Raw genomic sequence first — 22047 nt, 5'->3', positions numbered from 1 at the left:
AAAAAGCCCCGATTGTTAAAATCGGGGCTGTATATATTATTTTACAGATTGTTTTTGCTGTTCAGCGATGATTACGCATCACCACCGAAACGACGACGACCGGTAGAGTCATCACGACGCGGTGCGCGGCCTTCACGACGTTCGCCGCTAAAACGACGACCATCACCACGACCACCTTCACGGCGTTCACCGCTGAAGTTACGACCGCCTTCACGACGTTCGCCACTGAAACCACGACCACCGCCACGACGCTCTCCGCCAGTATGCGGCTGTGCATCGCCCAGCAACTGCATGTTCATCGGTTTGTTGAGAATGCGAGTACGCGTAAAGTGTTGCAGTACTTCACCCGGCATACCTTTCGGCAGTTCGATGGTGGAGTGAGAAGCAAACAGCTTGATGTTACCGATGTAACGGCTGCTGATGTCGCCTTCGTTAGCAATCGCGCCAACGATATGACGAACTTCAACACCATCATCGCGGCCCACTTCAATGCGGTACAGCTGCATGTCGCCAACATCACGACGTTCACGACGGGGACGATCTTCACGGTCGCCACGCGGGCCACGGTCGTTACGATCGCGCGGACCACGGTCATCACGGTCACGGAATTCACGTTTCGGACGCATCGGCGCATCTGGCGGAACAATCAGAGTACGTTCACCCTGTGCCATTTTCAGCAGTGCGGCTGCCAGAGTTTCGAGATCCAGTTCTTCACCTTCTGCAGTCGGCTGAATTTTGCTCAGCAGTGCACGGTATTGATCCAGATCGCTGCTTTCCAGCTGCTGTTGTACTTTAGCGGCAAATTTTTCCAGACGGCGTTTGCCCAGCAGTTCTGCGTTCGGCAGTTCTACTTCTGGAATGGTCAGCTTCATAGTACGTTCAATGTTGCGCAGCAGACGACGCTCGCGGTTCTCAACGAACAGCAGCGCGCGGCCAGCACGACCCGCACGACCGGTACGACCGATACGGTGAACGTAAGACTCAGAATCCATCGGGATATCGTAGTTAACCACCAGGCTGATACGCTCAACGTCCAGGCCACGAGCCGCAACGTCGGTCGCAATCAGGATATCCAGACGACCATCTTTCAGGCGTTCCAGAGTCTGCTCACGCAGCGCCTGGTTCATGTCACCGTTCAGCGCGGCGCTGTTGTAGCCGTTACGCTCAAGGGCTTCAGCCACTTCCAGAGTCGCATTTTTGGTACGAACGAAGATAATCGCCGCATCAAAATCTTCCGCTTCCAGGAAACGTACCAGTGCTTCGTTTTTACGCATACCCCAGACAGTCCAGTAGCTTTGGCTGATGTCAGGACGGGTAGTCACGCTGGACTGAATACGCACTTCCTGCGGCTCTTTCATAAAGCGGCGGGTAATGCGACGAATCGCTTCCGGCATAGTGGCGGAGAACAGAGCGGTCTGATGACCTTCCGGGATCTGCGCCATAATGGTTTCAACGTCTTCAATGAAGCCCATGCGCAGCATTTCGTCAGCTTCATCCAGAACCAGACCGCTCAGTTTAGAGAGATCCAGAGTGCCACGTTTCAGGTGGTCCAGCAGACGGCCCGGAGTACCGACAACGATCTGCGGCCCCTGACGCAGGGCGCGTAATTGCACGTCATAACGCTGGCCGCCGTAAAGGGCAACCACGTTTACGCCGCGCATGTGTTTAGAGAAATCCGTCATTGCTTCAGCAACCTGTACCGCCAGTTCGCGGGTCGGTGCCAGCACCAGAATCTGTGGTGCTTTCAGCTCAGGATCAAGATTCTGCAACAGAGGTAAAGAGAATGCTGCAGTTTTTCCGCTCCCCGTCTGGGCCATACCCAGAACGTCGCGGCCATTCAGCAGATGTGGAATACACTCTGCCTGAATTGGAGATGGTTTTTCGTAACCCAGATCGTTAAGGGCTTCAAGGATAGGAGCCTTCAGGCCCAGATCTGCAAAAGTGGTTTCGAATTCAGCCATGTAGTACGTGTGCCTCAAAATTAATGGCGGCCAGTCTACATAACTCATCATGAAATTGATCAGCAATTTTCATTGAAAAGTGTGAACCGGCTCAAAGTAGGTGTATTAACGAACAACAACGCCCTCACCCGTTAAGGTGATGGCAATCAAATAAGATTACGGGCTGATGTGTACGTCAGCTATTGCTGGTCCGATTCTGCCAGGTCATCTTGGTCCTGGCCCAGGAGCGATAATTCCAACAATGCGTATCGGTGCTCAACAAAGTTATGAACGTTGTTGGCAACCGCCAGTTTGAACAGTGCCGTGGCGCTGTCCAAATCCCCCAGACTTAGGTAGTACTTACCTAAATAGAAGTTGGTTTCACTGAGATGCTCAGCGAGCGAGGTGTTATCCGTTGCGTCCGCCTTGAGCCTTTCCATTAACGTTTGTTCGCTAATGTTGCCCAGGTAGAACTCGACAATGTTCCATCCCCACTGCTCCTTGTCCGATTTTTCGAAGTGCTGTTTCAACACTTCTTTAGCCTGCTTCTCATCGAGCTTCTGCTCGGCGAGATAAAGCCACAGACTACGGAAAGGATCATTGGGATCGTCTTGATAAAACGCCAGCAGATCATCTTGCGCTAACTTGTCACGACCGCCGTAATATAATGCGATCCCGCGATTCAAGTGCGCGTAGTTGTAAGTTGGATCAAGCTCAAGTACAGAATCAAACGCTTCATAGGCAGCATCAAAATTGCCTGCCTGCGTTAAATATATGCCTAAGTAATTGAATACTTCAGGCATATCCGGTCGGATTGCCAGCGCCTGCGAAAAATCGTTACGCGCTAATGCCCTCAGACCGAGACTATCATACAACACTCCGCGCTCATATAAAAGCTGTGCGCGCTCGTCATCGGTTAAAGCCCGACTGGCAAGGATCTGTTCCATACGTGCCAGAATCACTTCCTGCTGTAAAGTCGGTTGCAATGGCACTGCGAGGACTTCACTTTTACGCCAGGAAGTATTACTGCATCCTGCAAGCGTAAGTGCTGTCGCAACGAAACACCAGCGCAAAAAAGGCTTCATTTCCCACTCCCGAAGACCACGGTTGAATGAACGTCCTGTTCCCGGTTGCTAACAAGGCGTCCTGCCCGGTTAAAAGCCCCCCGCCGCAGCGGAGGGCAAATGGCAACCTTACTCGCCCTGTTCAGCAGCCGGAGCTTCCGGTGCTGCAGCAGGTTGAGACTGCTCAGTCGCTTCTTTAATGCTCAGACGGATACGGCCCTGGCGATCAACTTCCAGAACTTTCACCGGCACTTCCTGACCCATCTGCAGGTAATCGGTCACTTTCTCAACGCGTTTGTCAGCGATCTGAGAGATGTGTACCAGACCTTCTTTACCGCCACCGATGGCAACAAATGCGCCAAAGTCAACGATACGGGTCACTTTACCATTGTAGACGCGGCCCACTTCGATTTCTGCAGTGATCTCTTCGATACGACGAATAGCATGTTTCGCTTTCTCGCCGTCGGTCGCTGCGATCTTCACAGTACCGTCATCTTCGATTTCGATGGTTGTGCCGGTTTCTTCGGTCAGGGCACGGATAACAGAACCGCCTTTACCGATAACGTCTTTGATCTTGTCCGGGTTGATCTTGATGGTATGGATACGCGGAGCGAACTCAGAGATATCGCCACGTGGCGCGTTGATCGCCTGTTCCATTACGCCAAGGATATGCAGACGCGCACCTTTAGCCTGGTTCAGCGCAACCTGCATGATCTCTTTGGTGATACCTTCAATTTTGATATCCATCTGCAATGCAGAGATACCGTCGCGGGAACCCGCAACTTTGAAGTCCATATCGCCCAGATGGTCTTCGTCACCCAGAATGTCAGACAGTACAACGTAGTTGTCGCCTTCTTTCACCAGACCCATTGCGATACCCGCAACGGCGGCTTTGATCGGCACACCTGCGTCCATCAGCGCCAGAGAAGCGCCGCACACGGAAGCCATAGAAGAGGAACCGTTGGATTCGGTGATTTCAGACACAACACGTACGGTGTACGGGAATTTGTCCATATCCGGCATTACAGCCAGCACGCCACGCTTCGCCAGACGACCGTGACCAATTTCACGACGCTTCGGAGAACCGACCATGCCAGTTTCGCCTACGGAGTACGGAGGGAAGTTGTAGTGGAACAGGAAGGTATCGGTACGCTCGCCCATCAGTTCATCAAGAACCTGCGCGTCACGTGCAGTACCCAGCGTTGCGGTAACCAGCGCCTGAGTTTCACCACGGGTGAACAGCGCAGAACCGTGAGTACGCGGCAGCACGCCAGTACGGACATCCAGACCACGGATCATATCTTTTTCACGACCGTCGATACGCGGTTCGCCTGCCAGTACGCGGCTACGAACAACGTTTTTCTCGATAGCGTGCAGAATTTCACCCAGTTCGTTTTCGTCCAGGGTTTCGTCTTCAGCAAGCAGCGTCGCGATGGTTTCAGATTTGATCACGTCAACCTGCGCATAACGCTCTTGTTTGTCGGTGATGCGGTAAGCATCGCTCAGACGAGCTTCAGCCAGTGCAGCAACGCGTGCGTTCAGCTCTTCGTTTACCGGCTCCGGCTGCCAGTCCCAACGCGGTTTACCGGCTTCTTTCACCAGTTCATTGATGTTCTGAATAACAACCTGCTGTTGTTCATGACCGAACACCACTGCGCCCAGCATCTGGTCTTCGCTCAGCAGTTCAGCTTCAGATTCAACCATTAGTACAGCGGCTTCAGTACCCGCAACAACCAGATCCAGTTTGCTCTCTTTCAGCTCGTCCTGGGTCGGGTTCAATACGTACTGATCATTGATGTAACCCACGCGGGCAGCACCAATCGGACCATTGAACGGAATACCAGACAGAGACAGTGCTGCAGAAGCACCAATCATCGCGACGATATCCGGGTTAACCTGCGGGTTAACAGAAACAACGGTGGCGATAACCTGAACTTCGTTGACGAAGCCTTCCGGGAACAGCGGGCGAATCGGGCGGTCAATCAGACGCGCGATCAGGGTTTCGCCTTCGCTTGGGCGGCCTTCACGACGGAAGAAGCTACCCGGGATACGACCAGCAGCGTAGGTACGCTCCTGATAGTTAACGGTCAGTGGGAAGAAATCCTGACCTGGTTTGGCTTTTTTCTGACCAACAACGGTAACGAATACCGCAGTGTCATCCATGCTAACCATAACAGCGGCAGTGGCTTGACGCGCCATCATGCCAGTTTCCAGAGTTACGGTGTGTTGACCGTACTGGAATTTACGAACGATCGGATTAAGCAATGTAATATCCTTTCTCTTTCTTAGACAGCACCTTAACGGCGCTGGTGTTAATACCCGATCTTCTGCGCATCCTCGCGACTAATGACAACCCTAACCCAGCCTGATGTGGGTAAAGCCTCTCATTAGCCGCGCGAACCTCTGCAACGGAAGATCATTCATAGCAACAATACATTAGTTTCCAGTGAATTGCTGCCGTTAGCTTGAAAAAAGGGGCCACTCAGGCCCCTTTTCTGAAACTCGCAAGAATTAGCGACGCAGACCCAGACGCTCAATGAGCTGGGTGTAACGTGCTACGTCTTTACGTTTCAGGTAGTCGAGCAGTTTACGACGCTGAGAAACCATGCGCAGCAGACCACGACGGCTGTGGTGATCTTTTTTGTGCTCTGCAAAGTGACCCTGCAGGTGGTTGATCTGTGCAGTCAGCAGTGCTACCTGAACTTCGGTAGAACCGGTGTCGTTTTCACCACGACCAAACTCAGAAACGATTTTAGCTGTTGCTTCAGTACTTAGAGACATTTTAAAACTCCAAAGTATATAGAATGAAAGGACGCCGATCTCTAATTCAGCGATCCCAGTGTACGTTACGCAAAGTGTTAAACAATTTACGCGACGTTAAGCGGCAGTATTCTACTCGTAGCGACCTGTTATCGCAAGACGGTTAACATTACGCCGGGTATTCAACCACCAGGCGACGAGGCGCGACACGGCCTTCATCGTCAATTTCGCCCATACCGATAAACTTGCCGTTCTCACCTTCTGTAACACGAACCAGTCCTTCCAGCGGCGCACCAGATGTACGAACCGGGTTACCATTTTTGAAGTAAACAGAAGATGTTAACGGAAGATTCACTACCGGGTAGTCCGAAGCTGGACTGTCCATTGGCATCAATAATGGATCAAGCAATTGTGCCGCCGGAATCTCTTGCTGTTCAGCTTGCTCAACCAATTCACGCAGATGTTCCAGAGTCACCATCCGTTCGACTGGATATTTACTTACCGCCAGACGGCGCAGGTAAATAACATGCGCGCCACAGCCGAGTTTTTCACCCAGGTCATCAATGATGGTGCGGATATAGGTGCCTTTTGAGCAATGAACTTCCAGCTCCAGCTCATTGCCTTCATGACGAATAAACAGCAGTTCATAAACGGTAATCGGACGCGCTTCGCGTGGGACTTCAATGCCCTGACGCGCGTACTCATACAGTTTTTTGCCCTGATATTTCAGCGCCGAATACATCGAAGGGATCTGTTCGATATCGCCACGGAACGTATCCAGTGCTGCCGCCAGTTGCTCTGCACTAAAGGTTACCGGACGCTCCTCAACGATTTGTCCGTCAGCGTCGGAAGTATCGGTACGCTGCCCAAGACGCGCAATCACCCGATAACGTTTGTCGGAGTCCAGCAGATACTGGGAAAACTTCGTCGCTTCCCCAAGGCAAATCGGTAACATGCCGGTTGCCAGCGGATCCAGCGCGCCGGTGTGTCCGGCACGGTTGGCGTTATAAATGCGTTTCACTTTTTGCAGCGCATCGTTGCTGGACATACCCTGCGGTTTATCCAGCAACAAAACGCCGTTAATGTCGCGACCGCGACGACGAGGACGACTCATTAGTCCTCCTTGCTGTCGTCCGGGTTAACACGACGTTCTTCGTCATGTTTGACCACGCTGGTCACCAGGTTTGACATACGCATCCCTTCAACCAATGAGTTGTCGTAGAAGAAGGTCAGTTCCGGCACGATACGCAGGCGCATCGCTTTGCCCAGCAGGCTGCGGATGAAACCAGAGGCTTCCTGCAACGCTTTGATGCCTGCTTTAACCGCGTCTTCATCTTTGTCGTTAAGGAACGTCACATATACTTTCGCATACGCCAGGTCACGAGACATTTCGACACCGGAAACGGTGGTCATCATGCCCAGACGAGGATCTTTAATTTCGCGTTGCAGGATGAGAGCGATCTCTTTTTGCATTTCCTGCGCTACGCGCTGCGGGCGACCAAATTCTTTCGCCATAATAAATTCTCCTGACAAAAAAGGGGCCATAAGCCCCTTTTTAAAATTAATTTCAGGTGGAAGGGCTGTTCGCGTAGGCCTGATAAGACGCGCCAGCGTCACATCAGGCAACGGCTGCCGGAAGTGACTCAAACGCCTTATCCGGCCTACACCCAATCAACCTTAGGCAATCGTACGCTGAATCTCGATGATTTCGAATACTTCGATCACATCGCCAGTGCGGACGTCGTTGTAGTTCTTAACGCCGATACCACATTCCATACCGTTACGGACTTCGTTAACGTCATCTTTGAAGCGGCGCAGGGACTCCAGCTCGCCTTCGTAGATAACCACGTTGTCGCGCAGAACGCGGATCGGGTTGTGACGTTTAACCACACCTTCGGTAACCATACAGCCTGCGATGGCGCCGAATTTCGGTGATTTGAACACGTCACGCACTTCTGCCAGACCGATGATCTGCTGTTTCAGTTCCGGAGACAGCATACCGCTCATCGCCGCTTTAACTTCATCGATCAGGTTATAGATGACGGAGTAGTAACGCAGATCCAGGCTTTCCGCTTCAATCACTTTACGTGCAGAGGCATCAGCACGAACGTTAAAGCCAACCAGGATGGCGTTGGATGCAGCCGCCAGGGTGGCGTCGGTTTCGGTGATACCACCTACGCCAGAACCGATGATCTTCACTTTAACTTCGTCAGTAGACAGTTTCAGCAAGGAGTCGGAAATCGCTTCCACAGAACCCTGTACGTCTGCCTTCAGGACGATATTCACTTCGTGAACTTCGCCTTCGGTCATGTTGGCGAACATGTTCTCGAGTTTAGATTTCTGCTGACGCGCCAGTTTAACTTCACGGAATTTGCCCTGACGGTACAGTGCAACTTCACGAGCTTTCTTCTCGTCACGAACAACGGTAACTTCGTCACCCGCAGCCGGAACACCGGACAGGCCAAGGATTTCCACCGGAATGGACGGGCCTGCTTCCAGCACTTCCTGACCGAGTTCGTTACGCATTGCACGAACACGACCGTATTCGAAGCCACACAGAACGATGTCGCCCTTGTGCAGAGTACCTTCACGTACCAGTACAGTTGCAACCGGACCACGGCCTTTATCGAGGAAGGATTCGATAACCGCACCGCTCGCCATCCCGTTACGCACGGCTTTCAGTTCCAGGACTTCAGCCTGCAGCAGGATCGCATCCAGCAGTTCGTCGATACCTGTACCTGCTTTTGCAGATACGTGTACGAACTGGCTTTCACCGCCCCACTCTTCCGGCAGAATGCCGTACTGGGACAGTTCGTTCTTAACGCGATCCGGATCGGCTTCTGGCTTATCGATTTTGTTCACAGCAACCACAACCGGCACACCCGCCGCTTTCGCGTGCTGGATTGCTTCAATGGTCTGCGGCATTACGCCGTCATCTGCAGCGACAACCAGAACTACGATATCCGTTGCCTGCGCACCACGTGCACGCATTGAAGTAAACGCGGCGTGCCCCGGGGTGTCCAGGAAGGTGATCATGCCGTTTTCAGTTTCAACGTGGTATGCACCGATGTGCTGGGTAATGCCACCTGCTTCGCCAGAGGCCACTTTCGTTGAACGAATGTAGTCCAGCAGGGAGGTTTTACCGTGGTCAACGTGACCCATGATGGTCACAACTGGAGCACGCGGTTCAGCCGCAGCACCAGTATCACGGTCGCTCATTACCGCTTCTTCCAGTTCGTTTTCACGACGCAGGATAACTTTGTGACCCATCTCTTCGGCAACCAGCTGTGCGGTTTCCTGGTCGATGACCTGGTTGATGGTTGCCATTGCGCCCAGTTTCATCATCGCTTTGATGACCTGAGAGCCTTTAACCGCCATCTTGTTAGCCAGTTCGCCAACGGTGATGGTTTCACCGATCACCACGTCACGGTTAACGGCCTGAGCTGGCTTCTGGAAGCCCTGCTGCAGTGAAGAACCTTTGCGTTTTCCGCCTTTACCGCCACGTACTGCTGCGCGCGCTTCTTCGCGATCGGCCTTAGATTCAGAGTGTTTGTTGCCTTTTTTCGGACGCGCTGCTTTCGCGTTACGACCACGGCCACGGCCGCCTTCGACTTCACGATCGCTTTCGTCTTCTGCCTGGCGAGCATGTTGAGAGGTTGTAACGTGATAATCGCTGGAATCTTCGGTCGGTTCCGCGCTATCAGTCCATTTGTTTTCTTCCGCCATACGACGTGCTTCTTCAGCAACGCGACGTGCTTCTTCTTCGAGTTTACGACGCGCTTCTTCTTCAGCTTTACGCTTGAGCTCTGCAGCTTCCTGCTCACGGCGGGCTTTTTCAGCCTGGGCGTTTTTAGTCATATCGTCTTGTTGATTGCTCACTTTGTCTTTTTCCGCAGCTTCACGTTTCGCTTGTTCAGCGGCTTCACGTTTAGCTTGTTCTGCGGCCTCACGTTCAGCTTTTTGTTGCGCCTCGCGTTTGGCCAATTCTTCTGCCTCACGACGGGCTTGCTCTTCCGCTTCACGCTGCGCTTGCTCTTCCGCTGCAAGGCGTTCAGCCTCTTGCGGATCGCGTTTCACAAAGGTGCGTTTCTTGCGGACTTCGATTTGTACCGATTTGCTTTTTCCACCGGTACCAGGAATGTTAAGGGTGCTACGTGTTTTACGTTGCAGCGTTAATTTGTCCGGCCCTGAATTTTTCTGATTCAGGTGGTCAATTAAAGTCTGTTTCTCTTGTGCAGTCACAGAGTCGTCAGCAGACTTCCGGATACCTGCATCAGCAAATTGCTGTACCAGGCGTTCCACGGAGGTCTGTCGCTCTGCGGCCAGCGTTTTAATCGTTACATCTGTCATGCTGTTCCTTCCTGCTACAGTTTATTACGCTTCGTCACCGAACCAGCAAATATTACGGGCAGCCATAATCAGTGCTCCGGCTTTTTCGTCGGTCAACCCTTCGATATCAGCCAGATCATCAATGCCCTGTTCGGCGAGATCTTCCAGCGTACAAACGCCACGGGCGGCCAGTTTGAATGCCAAATCACGATCCATCCCTTCAAGGTTCAGCAGATCGTCAGCCGGTTTGTTATCACCGAGGCTTTCTTCCTGGGCCTGTGCAATGGTGGCCAGTGCATTTTTAGCACGCTCGCGCAGTGCTTCAACAGTCGGCTCATCAAGGCCTTCAATTTCCAACAGCTCTTTCATCGGCACATAGGCCAGTTCTTCCAGCGTCGAGAAGCCTTCTTCTACCAGGACAGTGGCAAAGTCTTCGTCAATGTCGAGATAACGGGTGAAGGTATCGATCGCTGCGTGTGCTTCCGCCTGATGTTTAGCCTGCAGGTCGTCAACGGTCATTACGTTGAGTTCCCAACCACTCAGCTGCGAAGCCAGACGCACGTTCTGACCGTTACGGCCAATTGCTTGCGCCAGATTACCAGCTTCAACGGCGATATCCATGGTGTGTTTATCTTCATCCACCACGATAGAAGCAACGTCTGCCGGTGCCATTGCATTAATAACGAACTGCGCCGGGTTATCATCCCACAGGACGATATCGATACGCTCGCCGCCAAGCTCGGTGGAAACTGCCTGAACACGGGCACCACGCATACCGACACAAGCACCTACTGGATCGATACGTTTATCGTTGGTTTTCACCGCGATTTTCGCACGAGAGCCAGGATCGCGAGCGGCAGCTTTAATTTCAATCACTTCTTCGCCGATTTCCGGCACTTCAATGCGGAACAGTTCGATCAGCATTTCCGGTTTGGAACGGGTGACGAAAAGCTGCGCGCCACGCGCTTCCGGGCGAACGGAATAAAGCACGCCACGAACGCGGTCGCCAGGGCGGAAGTTTTCACGCGGCAGCATGTCTTCACGCAGGATGACAGCTTCAGCATTGTTACCCAGATCCAGAGAGATGTTATCGCGGTTTACTTTTTTCACCACGCCGGTGATGATTTCACCTTCGTGTTCACGGAACTGATCAACAACCATCGCGCGTTCGGCTTCACGAACTTTCTGCACGATAACCTGTTTTGCCGTCTGGGTCGTAATGCGGTCAAAGGTGACAGACTCAATCTGATCTTCAACGTAATCGCCCAGGTTCAGGCTTTCATCTTCAAAACGCGCAGCTTCAAGGGTGATTTCTTTGGTCGGCTGTGTGACTTCATCAACAATCAGCCAGCGACGGAAGGTGTCAAAATCACCACTTTTGCGATCGATCTGTACGCGAACGTCGATCTCTTGTTCATATTTTTTCTTGGTTGCTGTAGCCAACGCGCTTTCCAACGCTTCGAAAATTTTCTCGCGAGGCAGCGCCTTTTCATTGGAGACGGCTTCAACTACAGCCAAAATTTCTTTGTTCATCGCGGGGTTTTCACCTCATCCAGACTATTAAAAGTGGGGAACCAGGTTCGCCTTCTGGATATTACTCAGCGCGAACACTTCATCTTTACCTTCGACGGTAACTGTGATCATTTCACCGTCTACCGCTTTGATAACGCCCTGCCATTTACGACGGTTTTGTACCGCCATGCGGAGAACCAGAGTCACCTCTTCTCCGACGAAACGGGCGTAGTGTTCAGCCGTGAACAGTGGGCGATCGAGACCCGGTGAGGAGACTTCCAGGTTATAAGCAACGGTGATGGGATCTTCAACATCCAACACGGCACTTACCTGGTGGCTCACATCAGCACAATCATCAACATTGATGCCATCTTCACTATCAATATAGATGCGCAGTGTGGATGTGCGACCGCGAATAAACTCGATGCCAACCAGTTCAAAACCCAGGGCCTCAACTGGCGCAGTAATCATCTCTGTTAATTTTTGCTCTAATGTGGACAAGCCCACCCCCAAGACATAAAAAAAGGGCCTAAAGCCCAGTTATTCTGTAGTCAGATAACAAAAAACCCCGATAAATCGGGGCTTTATATAACTGAACCCTATAACCGCAAATGCGGTCTGGAGCACTTTCCAGAAGGATTTTTTCAAATCCCACTACGAAGGCCGAAGTCTTCACAGTATATTTGAAAAAGAACTCTAAGGGAAAGTGGTTGCGGGGGCCGGATTTGAACCGACGACCTTCGGGTTATGAGCCCGACGAGCTACCAGGCTGCTCCACCCCGCGCCTGAAACGTGGCAAATTCTACTCGTTTTGAGTAAAAAATGCAAATACTGCTGGGATTTGGTGTACCGAGACGGGACGTAAAATCTGCGGTCATTATAGTGATCCACGCCACATTTTGTCAACATTTATTGCTACTCACGTGAATGGATATCCTGTTCACTTTCATTGATTGAATAATTTCTACCTCACCTTACTTCTCTTAAGCGCATTATTTTACAAAAAACGCACTAAACTCTTCCGGTCTCCGATAAAAGATGATTAAATGAAAACTCATTTATTTTGCATAAAAATTCAGTGAGAGCGGAAATCCAGGCTCATCATCAGTTAATCAAGCAGGGTGTTATTTTATGACGACGATTCTCAAGCATCTCCCGGTAGGTCAACGTATTGGCATCGCTTTTTCTGGCGGTCTGGACACCAGTGCCGCACTGCTGTGGATGCGACAAAAGGGAGCTGTTCCTTATGCATATACTGCAAATTTGGGTCAGCCAGACGAAGAGGATTATGATGCGATCCCTCGTCGTGCCATGGAATACGGCGCGGAGAACGCTCGTCTAATCGACTGCCGCAAACAACTGGTGGCCGAAGGCATTGCTGCTATTCAGTGTGGTGCTTTCCATAACACCACTGGCGGCCTGACCTATTTCAACACCACGCCGCTGGGCCGTGCCGTGACTGGCACCATGCTGGTTGCTGCGATGAAAGAAGATGGCGTTAACATCTGGGGTGATGGCAGCACCTATAAAGGAAACGATATCGAACGTTTCTATCGTTACGGCCTGTTGACCAACGCAGAACTGCAAATTTACAAACCGTGGCTTGATACTGACTTTATTGATGAGTTAGGCGGTCGTCATGAAATGTCTGAATTTATGATTGCCTGCGGTTTCGACTACAAAATGTCGGTCGAGAAAGCCTACTCCACCGACTCCAATATGCTTGGTGCGACGCACGAAGCGAAAGATCTGGAATATCTCAATTCCAGCGTCAAAATCGTCAACCCGATTATGGGCGTGAAATTCTGGGATGAGAGTGTGAAGATCCCGGCAGAAGAAGTCACGGTACGTTTTGAACAGGGTCATCCGGTGGCGCTGAACGGCAAAACCTTTAGCGATGATGTGGAAATGATGCTGGAAGCCAACCGCATCGGCGGTCGTCACGGCCTGGGCATGAGCGACCAAATCGAAAACCGTATCATCGAAGCGAAAAGCCGTGGCATCTACGAAGCTCCGGGGATGGCGCTGCTGCATATCGCTTATGAACGTCTACTGACCGGTATTCACAATGAAGACACCATCGAGCAGTATCACGCGCATGGTCGTCAGTTAGGCCGTTTGCTGTACCAGGGACGTTGGTTCGATTCCCAGGCATTGATGCTACGTGACTCTCTGCAACGCTGGGTTGCCAGCCAGATTACAGGTGAAGTTACTCTGGAGCTGCGTCGCGGGAATGATTACTCCATCCTCAATACCGTCTCTGACAACCTGACTTACAAACCAGAACGTCTGACGATGGAAAAAGGTGACTCGGCGTTCTCGCCAGATGATCGTATCGGTCAACTGACCATGCGTAACCTGGATATCACCGATACTCGCGAGAAACTTTTCGGTTATGCCAAAACGGGTCTGCTCTCATCTTCTGCCGCTTCCGGCGTACCGCAGGTTGAGAATCTGGAAAACAAAGGCCAGTAATTCGACGTTAACCCTGCCCATCAAGGGCGGGGTTATCTGGATTTCCTCTGTAAAATCTTTGCTGACAGTCAAATAAGCAAAGATGTCATGATTTGCATTAACAATGTGTGCCAGTGAGCAGCGAAGTAGATGTCAACATTGCGGAGTTCATAGCCTTTGAAAAACTCTTTTCCTCACCGCTTATAAAAACATCACATCTCATTTTACTGGCAACGCCGTCAGAGAGTGCTTTGACACGATGTCATTCATCTTATCCACCCGAACCAGTCAATGGAAAATGATATGCCTGCTGCCCTTCGGGTCATAGGGAAGGATAAATAACTCGTCATCAAATATCTGCTCATGGGGATGAGCAGAGAAACATGCAGTAACACTGGAGTTTATCTAGTGGATAAGCCGATGCAGAACGCTGAATGAAGTACGGGAAATCACGGAGAAATGGTTATCAGAATATAACTGTGAACGCCCACATGAATCACTGAACAATATGACACCAGAGGAATATCGACAGCACCATTATTTGGTGGGGAACTAAAACGGATCTACTTACAACCCCAAACCATCCAGAACTAAGCGCAGAGATGGGATCTGGCACACCATCGCTATCATGATAAACCACTTCAGACAATCCTCAGCGCAGTCATGCTCTCGGAACAAAAAGCAGTAAGGTTAGCTATAACGTCTTCACACCGGGAGAGCAGACGAAGGTCTATGTCTTTCTTGATGATAAGATGAAGGTGGTAACGACTATTGGTGTATCGCGATATATAGAATTAATTATTTATCTTAAAATTTAGGTGTTAAAATCCTCTATCACTGTAACATATTGCTCGAATCCTCAGCACAAGCCATTCAAATCCCGCCACAACAAACATACGCCCTTTAAGTGCTTATTGATCGTTTTCATCTATGTCTGTAATCGTTATGATTAGAAAACTTGCTCCAGTGTCGTTTTTGAGAGCTGTCGTGTAATTAGCCGCAACCGCAATAGTCCCCAAAGGTTATTACGCGAAAAACTTATTGAATTATAAAGAATGATGGAGAGACAACTATGTCATTACTTGAATATATCAGTGATGAAGATCTTTTTAACGAAGTTGAAACCTTATTAACGAAAGCTAAAAAGAAAAAAGACGCCGCTGAGAAGACTTTTACCAGCAATGTGATTGACCCTTTTGGTGCACTTTTTGAAGCTCCGGGGTTCTCATCCCATGAAGAGTGGCGAAACTCCGAACTTGCACGACAACAGCAGAAAACCATTCAAAATCATGTTGGTACGTTTCACCAAAAAATTCTCGGCCATGTTGAAGGATGGAGGGATATGGGGATTGGTGGCATCGTTGATCTTCTCAACGAAGAAAGAAGAATCATCGCTGAGGTGAAAAATAAATACTCAACGGTTACTGGCGGGGATTTAGCAGATAAATATAAAGGCTTAGATGAGTTGGTATCACCGAAACATAGCCGATTTAAGGATTACTGTGCGTACTTTGTTAATATAATCCCTCGTAAACCTATCAGATATAACAGCCCCTTTACCCCTTCCAATAAAGGTAGTGGTACTCTGTGTCCTTCGAACCCTAACATTCGAATCATTGATGGTGCGAGTTTCTATGAGCTTGTCACTGGCAGACCAGATGCTCTGCAAGAACTCCATAGTGCTCTCCCTCACGCAATTGAGTATATTTTGAGCGAACGTCTTGGGCAGCAAGGTTTTTCCATCCCTGATAAAGATAGTTTTATTAAGTATTTTGGGCTCGCTTACGGCTGATAACCATGATCAATGTTTGACAAAGCACATGTAAACCCATACAGTAGTAACCATGACTAATGTTGGCATGGTTACTAAATATGTTAAAGGAAGAGTTTTCACTTTCAGAAGTTGCAGACATTTTGGGCGTTTCAAAAGAAACTTTAAGGCGTTGGGATACTGCTGGAAAATTAGTTTCTCAAAGAAATGACGAAAACAACTATCGATTTTATAAAAAAGAGCAACTTAAAAATTTTGAACAAGCTCAGTTTTTATTTAAAAGCCAGTGGCCTGATGAGACTAAAATAAGCAATAATGTTTATACTGTATTAGAGTTATTTGCTGGCGCAGGGGGGATGGCTTTAGGTTTAGAAAAAGCCGGTTTAAAATCTGTTTTACTAAATGAAATTGACTCCCATGCTTGTAAGACGTTACGAAAAAATAGGCCTGAATGGAATGTGGTTGAAGGTGATGTGAGCCAAGTAGACTTCACCCCTTATAGGAATACCGTTGATGTGCTGGCTGGTGGCTTTCCTTGCCAGGCATTCTCTTATGCAGGCAAAAAACTTGGTTTTGAAGATACACGGGGCACCCTTTTCTTTGAATTCGCCCGAGCCGCTAAAGAAATCAATCCGAAAGTTCTTTTAGCAGAGAATGTTCGAGGGTTGCTAAATCATGATGATGGACGAACTTTAGAAACAATAAAAAATATTATCACAGACTTGGGCTACACTTTATTTGAGCCAAGAGTGCTTAAGGCTATTTTCTACAAAGTACCGCAAAAACGCGAGCGTTTGATCATTGTAGCTGTAAGAAATGATCTTGCTGATGGCATCGATTATGAGTGGCCTTCTTCTTACAATAAAATATTAACCCTTAAAGATGCATTAAAAAAGGGAGAGCTGTACGATAGCGACGTGCCAGAATCTGAAGGACAAAAATATCCCAAAAGAAAAGCAGAGATCCTAAGTATGGTTCCTCCCGGTGGCTACTGGAGAGATCTTCCTGAAGATATTCAAAAAGAATACATGCTCAAGAGTTTTTACTTAGGTGGGGGCAAAACTGGTATGGCTCGTCGCTTGTCATGGGATGAACCAAGCCTAACATTAACATGCGCCCCAGCACAGAAACAAACAGAGCGTTGCCACCCAGAAGAAACAAGACCATTAACTGTGCGTGAGTATGCAAGAATACAGACCTTCCCCGATGAATGGGTATTTGAAGGCCCAATGTCAGCGAAATATAAGCAAATAGGAAACGCTGTTCCTGTTAATCTGTCATTTGCTGTTGGCAAATCTGTGGTACATCTTTTAGATAAGATAAATAAAAGATAGACCCTGTAAATAATTCTGTGTAATTGCTGCCATATTAAAGGTGATCGCTCAGGCGGTCACCGAACTCGATAATAAAGCGACTCATCGCCAGCCGCCAGCTCTGGATTGGCATATTCCATTTTTTTGATGCATCCTTGATCGCCAGAGAAATGACCTTCCGCAGCGAGTCGTCAGTCGGGAACACTTTACGCTTCTTAATGGCCGCACGGATCACGCTGTTCAGCGATTCGATAGCGTTCGTGGTGTAGATGGCCTTGCGGATATCGGGCGAATAGCCGAAGAACGTGTTGAGATTTTCCCAGTGCGCACGCCAGCTTTTGCTGATTTGCGGGTATTTATCGTCCCAGACATCCGAGAACTGCTCCAGTGCCACTAGCGCCGCCTCTTCTGTTGGCGCCTGATACACCGTTTTTAACCCGCCGGTGACGGCTTTGTAGTCCTTCCACGATACGTATTTCAGGCTGTTGCGCACCATATGAATGATGCACAACTGGATGTGCGTCTGCGGATACACGCTGTTTATCGCATCCGGGAAGCCTTTCAGACCGTCCACGCAGGCAATAAGGATATCCTGAAGCCCCCGATTCTTAAGCTCTGTCAGCATACCCAGCCAGAACTTCGCCCCTTCGTTCTCGGCCAGCCACATGCCCAGCAACTCTTTCTGGCCTCCAGTATTAATACCGAGTGCAAGGAACACCGCTTTGTTAATTACGGTGCCACCTTGACGAACTTTCACCACGATACAGTCAAGGTAAACAATGGGATACAGTGCATCCAGAGGTCGATTTTGCCATTCTGCAACCTGCTCTTTGACCGCATCAGTGACTTTACATATCAGCGTGGGTGACACATCTGCGTCGTACATCTCTTTGAAGGTGGCGACAATTTCGCGGGTAGTCATATCTTTGGCGTAGAGGGATAAAATCTGGCTGTCCATCTGCGTAATGCGCGTCTGGTGCTTCTTAATCAACTGCGGTTCGAAGGTGTTTTCACGGTCACGCGACGTGTTCAGTTCGATCTCGCCGTCATCGCATAACACCGTTTTGACGAGTAGCCATTGCGGGTGTTTGAGCCTGTTTTGGGCACATTTTTCTCATACCCGAGGTGGTCAGTCAGCTCCGCATTGAGCGCCGTTTCGACGGTACGCTTCGTCAACATGCGGGAAAAAGCATTGAGATCTGCTTCGGTTTTAAGGCCTTTAGCCAGTTCAGCCACAAGGGCTTTGAGTTTCTTTTCGTCCATAATTGCCTGTCTCCGTTACTGGAGTGAACATATCAAAATCAGGCAATTACACAATTTTAATCACAGTCTCTACAGGGTAGGTTTCATGGCCTACCCTTTTATTCTTACTCTATGTTGGATGCGTTAGATTTATTCCAGAATAATTATTATGATAAAAATGAAGTGTTTTCCTCCTCTTTATATTATTTTTACCAAATAATTTTTAACAAAAGCTCTGAAGTCTTCTTCATTTAAATTCTTAGATGATACTTCATCTGGAAAATTTTCCCAATTAGTAGCATCACGCTGTGAGTAAGTTCTAAACCATTTTTTTATTGTTGTATTATCTCTAATCTTACTACTCGATGAGTTTTCGGTATTATCTCTATTTTTAACTTGGAGCAGGTTCCATTCATTGTTTTTTTCATCATAGTGAATAAAATCAACTGCTTTAACACTTGTGCCTGAACACCATATCCATCCAGAAGGTTCTAGTTTTTCAGCAAGATACCTTTCAAGCAAATCACCTACAATATTCTCAGCAGCCATCGACAATCTATGTTCTTCTTTTATTCTCTCAAGATTTTCAGGCTGTATATTAAAACTTATATTAAGAACTATGCTAACCACCTCATCAGGAACCGTTGTAGGTGGCGTGGGTTTTCTTGGCAATCGACTCTCATGAAAACTACGAGCTAAATATTCAATATGTTCCTCTTGACCAACTTTATTCTGCATTTTTTTTGAACGAGGTTTAGAGCAAGCTTCAGGAAACTGAGACAGGAATTTTATTAAAAATTTAAATTTTGAAGAAAGTTCAGGGTTAATAGCATCCATTTTTTGCTTTGCAAGTTCCTCAGCATTCTTAACAAAAGACGTCTCTTTTGACATTGTATTCTCCCGACATCCATTAAGTGTTTGGATGTAGTATAATTTTCTGACTTTGAAAGTTACAGCAAAAGTTTTACTCTCTCACAACTTATGTCGTGGTTTACTGAATTTGGCCACCTGAACAGAAGTGATAAGCCCACCTCATAACAACACAGGTGCACCAATGAAAAGAAGAAGTTTTAGTCCAGAATCCAAACGCGAATCCACTCAACTGGTTGTTGACCAGAACTACACAGTGGCAGATACCTTCAAAGCTATGGATGTCGGCCTTTCCACGATTACAAGGTGGGTCAAACAACTGCGTAATGAGTGTCAGGGCAAAACACCCAAAGCCTCCCCCGATAACTCCGGAACATTATCAGGATAACTGTGTACCTTTGCAGGGGCATGGCTGAAATGCTGGCAGAGCCTGCATATCGTTTACAGATACACACCACCATAGACTTGTTTACGCCGCCATTCAGATCTCAAAATCAGATACAGGAAGACAGCACATCGGGCTTGAATGCTTAGTTAGTCTGCTTTGGAAGGATTTATAGACGTGGTATCGTCATCAGCTTCGAGTTTTTAATACCTGTTCGAGCAGTACAACTAGAGGCCGTTACAGTTAAGATCTCCCATTACCATCATCAACCATAGCGGCAGTCCAAGGTAATAGATTACGGGAAAAGATTAGTAGCAATAGACAGGGTTTTCACCACAACTCGTTGAAAAACATGTTATTGCATACGGTATGGTGCCGAAGGCCGGACTCGAACCGGCACGTATTTCTACGGTTGATTTTGAATCAACTGCGTCTACCGATTTCGCCACTTCGGCACTGAAGAGGTATGCGGAAAACGTTGTGGATTATACCTGTCACGCGTCACCATGCAAGCGCCAGCTTACGCCTGCCTCGCTAAGTGCTGAAAATTTCAGCATTGTCTTCCACGATGTGTAACCTCTATCACACTCCAGGAACCCCACCCGACCATGGTCTACACTTCCCACAGCAAAGTCGCACCAACAACCGAACTGTTCCCGATGTCGAAAATTAACGATGCCATCCAGCATGTACGTGACGGTAAGGCGCGCTACCGCGTGGTTCTGAAAGCTGTCTTCTGATCCCTTTACCAGGTCGATTCTGCCCGGCCTTTAAGACATCTCGCAATCGGCTGAATTTAGTGGTGAAAACTTTTCAACCGTGCCTATACTCCAGGCAGGGAACTGGAGGAAATCTCATGAGCGAACCACTTTTAATTGCACGCACGCCTGACACGGAACTGTTTTTATTACCCGCTATGGCTAACCGTCACGGGCTGATTACTGGCGCAACGGGGACGGGTAAAACTGTCACGCTGCAAAAACTAGCGGAATCACTGTCAGAAATCGGTGTACCTGTGTTTATGGCCGATGTGAAAGGCGATTTGACCGGGGTTGCACAGGAAGGTACGACCTCGGAAAAACTGCTCGCTCGGTTAAAAAGTATCGGTGTCAACGACTGGCAACCGCATTCGAATCCAGCGGTGGTGTGGGATATTTTTGGTGAGAAAGGCCATCCAGTAAGGGCAACGGTCTCCGATCTGGGGCCGCTGTTGCTTGCACGACTGTTAAATCTTAACGACGTGCAAACTGGCGTGCTGGATATCATCTTCCGCATTGCTGACGATCAGGGACTGTTGTTGCTCGACTTTAAAGATCTTCGGGCTATTACCCAGTACATCGGAGATAACGCCAAATCATTCCAGAATCAGTATGGCAATATCAGTAACGCATCTGTTGGTGCAATCCAACGCGGATTACTGTCGCTGGAGCAGCAAGGAGCGACGCATTTCTTTGGTGAGCCAATGCTGGATATCAAAGACTGGATGCGTACCGATGCTAACGGCAAAGGCGTTATCAATATCCTTAGCGCCGAAAAGCTCTACCAGATGCCAAAACTGTACGCTGCCAGTCTGCTGTGGATGCTTTCTGAATTGTATGAGCAACTGCCGGAAGCGGGGGATCTGGATAAACCGAAACTCGTCTTTTTCTTCGACGAGGCGCATCTGCTGTTTAACGATGCACCGCAAGTGCTGCTGGATAAAATTGAGCAGGTCATACGGCTTATCCGCTCGAAAGGCGTGGGCGTCTGGTTTGTCTCGCAAAACCCTTCGGATATACCCGACAACGTGCTTGGGCAGTTGGGGAATCGCGTTCAACACGCTCTGCGCGCCTTTACGCCGAAAGACCAGAAAGCGGTGAAGACGGCAGCGCAAACCATGCGACCCAATCCAGCGTTTGATACAGAAAAGGCGATCCAGGAGCTGGGAACCGGCGAAGCGTTGATCTCATTTCTTGATGCGAAAGGTAGTCCTTCTGTGGTGGAGCGTGCAATGGTGATTGCACCTTGTTCACGGATGGGACCGGTGACAGAAGATGAGCGTAACGGCCTGATTAATCACTCCCCGGTGTATGGCAAGTATGAAGATGACGTGGATCGGGAATCTGCCTATGAGATGCTGCAAAAAGGTGTGCAAACCAGTACCGAACAGCAAAATAATCCACCAGCCAAAGGAAAAGAGATGGCTGTGGATGACGGTATTCTCGGTGGGTTAAAGGACATTTTGTTTGGCACTACCGGACCGCGTGGCGGAAAGAAAGATGGCGTAGTACAGACTATGGCGAAAAGTGCCGCCCGCCAGGTCACGAACCAGATTATACGCGGTGTGCTGGGGAGCTTGCTTGGGGGGAGAAAAAGGTAAGTCTGGTGCGATTTGTCTTTGCCTGATGCGACACTATCGCGTCTTATC

The 22047-nt window shown here is 49.1% G+C and carries 15 protein-coding genes, 2 tRNA genes and 4 pseudogenes; 7 read left to right on the top strand and 14 right to left on the bottom strand.

Annotated features, from left to right (window positions below; genetic code table 11):
- Window positions 1-71: 71 nt before the first annotated feature.
- The 11 genes from deaD to A7Z06_RS01375 all read right to left on the bottom strand — a co-directional run bounded on the left by deaD (window position 72) and on the right by A7Z06_RS01375 (window position 12389).
- Window positions 72-1961 (bottom strand): ATP-dependent RNA helicase DeaD, encoded by a 1890-nt coding sequence (deaD, locus tag A7Z06_RS01425; RefSeq protein ID WP_001301504.1) that lies wholly within the window; start codon window positions 1959-1961, stop codon window positions 72-74.
- Window positions 1954-2034, bottom strand: coding sequence for a protein YrbN (yrbN, locus tag A7Z06_RS01420; RefSeq protein ID WP_010723222.1), 81 nt, complete (start codon window positions 2032-2034; stop codon window positions 1954-1956). Before yrbN ends, deaD begins: the two co-directional genes overlap by 8 nt.
- A 106-nt stretch (window positions 2035-2140) precedes the next feature.
- Entirely contained in the window at window positions 2141-3025 is an 885-nt protein-coding gene (gene nlpI, locus A7Z06_RS01415; RefSeq protein ID WP_000802080.1) for a lipoprotein NlpI, read from the bottom strand.
- A gap of 108 nt (window positions 3026-3133) precedes the next feature.
- Window positions 3134-5269: a polyribonucleotide nucleotidyltransferase gene (gene pnp / locus A7Z06_RS01410; protein ID WP_000933927.1), complete on the bottom strand. Its 2136-nt coding sequence runs from the start codon at window positions 5267-5269 to the stop codon at window positions 3134-3136.
- A gap of 246 nt (window positions 5270-5515) precedes the next feature.
- A complete protein-coding gene (gene rpsO / locus A7Z06_RS01405; RefSeq protein ID WP_000059470.1) occupies window positions 5516-5785 on the bottom strand; it encodes a 30S ribosomal protein S15 in 270 nt (89 codons plus the stop codon).
- 148 nt (window positions 5786-5933) lie between these two features.
- Window positions 5934-6878: a tRNA pseudouridine(55) synthase TruB gene (truB, locus tag A7Z06_RS01400; RefSeq protein ID WP_000089710.1), complete on the bottom strand. Its 945-nt coding sequence runs from the start codon at window positions 6876-6878 to the stop codon at window positions 5934-5936.
- Window positions 6878-7279 carry a 30S ribosome-binding factor RbfA gene (gene rbfA, locus A7Z06_RS01395; RefSeq protein WP_001040205.1) on the bottom strand — a complete coding sequence of 134 codons (402 nt, stop codon included), beginning with the start codon at window positions 7277-7279 and terminating at the stop codon, window positions 6878-6880. Before rbfA ends, truB begins: the two co-directional genes overlap by 1 nt.
- Before the next feature lie 162 nt (window positions 7280-7441).
- Complete coding sequence (infB, locus tag A7Z06_RS01390) at window positions 7442-10114, bottom strand: translation initiation factor IF-2 (protein WP_000133059.1); 2673 nt, start codon at window positions 10112-10114, stop codon at window positions 7442-7444.
- Between the two features lie 24 nt (window positions 10115-10138).
- Complete coding sequence (gene nusA, locus A7Z06_RS01385) at window positions 10139-11626, bottom strand: transcription termination factor NusA (protein ID WP_001031044.1); 1488 nt, start codon at window positions 11624-11626, stop codon at window positions 10139-10141.
- A 27-nt stretch (window positions 11627-11653) separates the two neighbouring features.
- Window positions 11654-12106: a ribosome maturation factor RimP gene (gene rimP / locus A7Z06_RS01380; RefSeq protein ID WP_001300397.1), complete on the bottom strand. Its 453-nt coding sequence runs from the start codon at window positions 12104-12106 to the stop codon at window positions 11654-11656.
- Window positions 12107-12312: 206 nt separating this feature from the next.
- Window positions 12313-12389, bottom strand: a tRNA-Met gene (locus A7Z06_RS01375).
- 347 nt (window positions 12390-12736) lie between these two features.
- Between A7Z06_RS01375 and argG the strand changes: the two genes are divergently transcribed.
- The 4 genes and pseudogenes from argG to dcm all read left to right on the top strand — a co-directional run bounded on the left by argG (window position 12737) and on the right by dcm (window position 17164).
- Window positions 12737-14080 carry an argininosuccinate synthase gene (gene argG / locus A7Z06_RS01370; RefSeq protein WP_105279313.1) on the top strand — a complete coding sequence of 448 codons (1344 nt, stop codon included), beginning with the start codon at window positions 12737-12739 and terminating at the stop codon, window positions 14078-14080.
- 403 nt (window positions 14081-14483) lie between these two features.
- Window positions 14484-14615: pseudogene (locus A7Z06_RS01365) on the top strand (integrase core domain-containing protein); the annotation flags it as partial.
- A gap of 516 nt (window positions 14616-15131) precedes the next feature.
- Window positions 15132-15851, top strand: coding sequence for an Eco47II family restriction endonuclease (locus A7Z06_RS01355; protein ID WP_000054478.1), 720 nt, complete (start codon window positions 15132-15134; stop codon window positions 15849-15851).
- A gap of 80 nt (window positions 15852-15931) precedes the next feature.
- The gene (dcm, locus tag A7Z06_RS01350) at window positions 15932-17164 is read left to right on the top strand and encodes a DNA (cytosine-5-)-methyltransferase (RefSeq protein ID WP_000910483.1); all 1233 of its coding nucleotides are present in this window, start codon (window positions 15932-15934) and stop codon (window positions 17162-17164) included.
- Between the two features lie 34 nt (window positions 17165-17198).
- Here the strand turns inward: dcm and A7Z06_RS01345 are convergent.
- Window positions 17199-18406, bottom strand: a pseudogene (locus tag A7Z06_RS01345) (IS256 family transposase).
- A gap of 177 nt (window positions 18407-18583) precedes the next feature.
- On the bottom strand, window positions 18584-19276 hold the full coding sequence (locus A7Z06_RS01340) for a SinI family restriction endonuclease (RefSeq protein ID WP_000032527.1): 693 nt from the start codon (window positions 19274-19276) through the stop codon (window positions 18584-18586).
- A 163-nt stretch (window positions 19277-19439) separates the two neighbouring features.
- On the opposite strand from A7Z06_RS01340, the pseudogene A7Z06_RS01335 reads away from it, so the two are divergent.
- A pseudogene (locus A7Z06_RS01335) lies at window positions 19440-19616 on the top strand (transposase); the annotation flags it as partial.
- A gap of 394 nt (window positions 19617-20010) precedes the next feature.
- Here the strand turns inward: A7Z06_RS01335 and A7Z06_RS01330 are convergent.
- Window positions 20011-20095, bottom strand: a tRNA-Leu gene (locus A7Z06_RS01330).
- A 168-nt stretch (window positions 20096-20263) separates the two neighbouring features.
- Between A7Z06_RS01330 and A7Z06_RS01325 the strand changes: the two are divergent.
- A pseudogene (locus A7Z06_RS01325) lies at window positions 20264-20380 on the top strand (alcohol dehydrogenase); the annotation flags it as partial.
- A gap of 116 nt (window positions 20381-20496) precedes the next feature.
- The gene (locus tag A7Z06_RS01320; protein WP_001294530.1) at window positions 20497-21999 is read left to right on the top strand and encodes a helicase HerA-like C-terminal domain-containing protein; all 1503 of its coding nucleotides are present in this window, start codon (window positions 20497-20499) and stop codon (window positions 21997-21999) included.
- Window positions 22000-22047 lie beyond the last annotated feature (48 nt).

The sequence above is a fragment of the Escherichia sp. MOD1-EC6819 genome, from assembly GCF_002965765.1.
In the GTDB taxonomy this organism is placed as follows: Bacteria; Pseudomonadota; Gammaproteobacteria; order Enterobacterales; family Enterobacteriaceae; genus Escherichia; species Escherichia ruysiae.
This window is presented reverse-complemented; position numbering and strand designations above follow the sequence as displayed.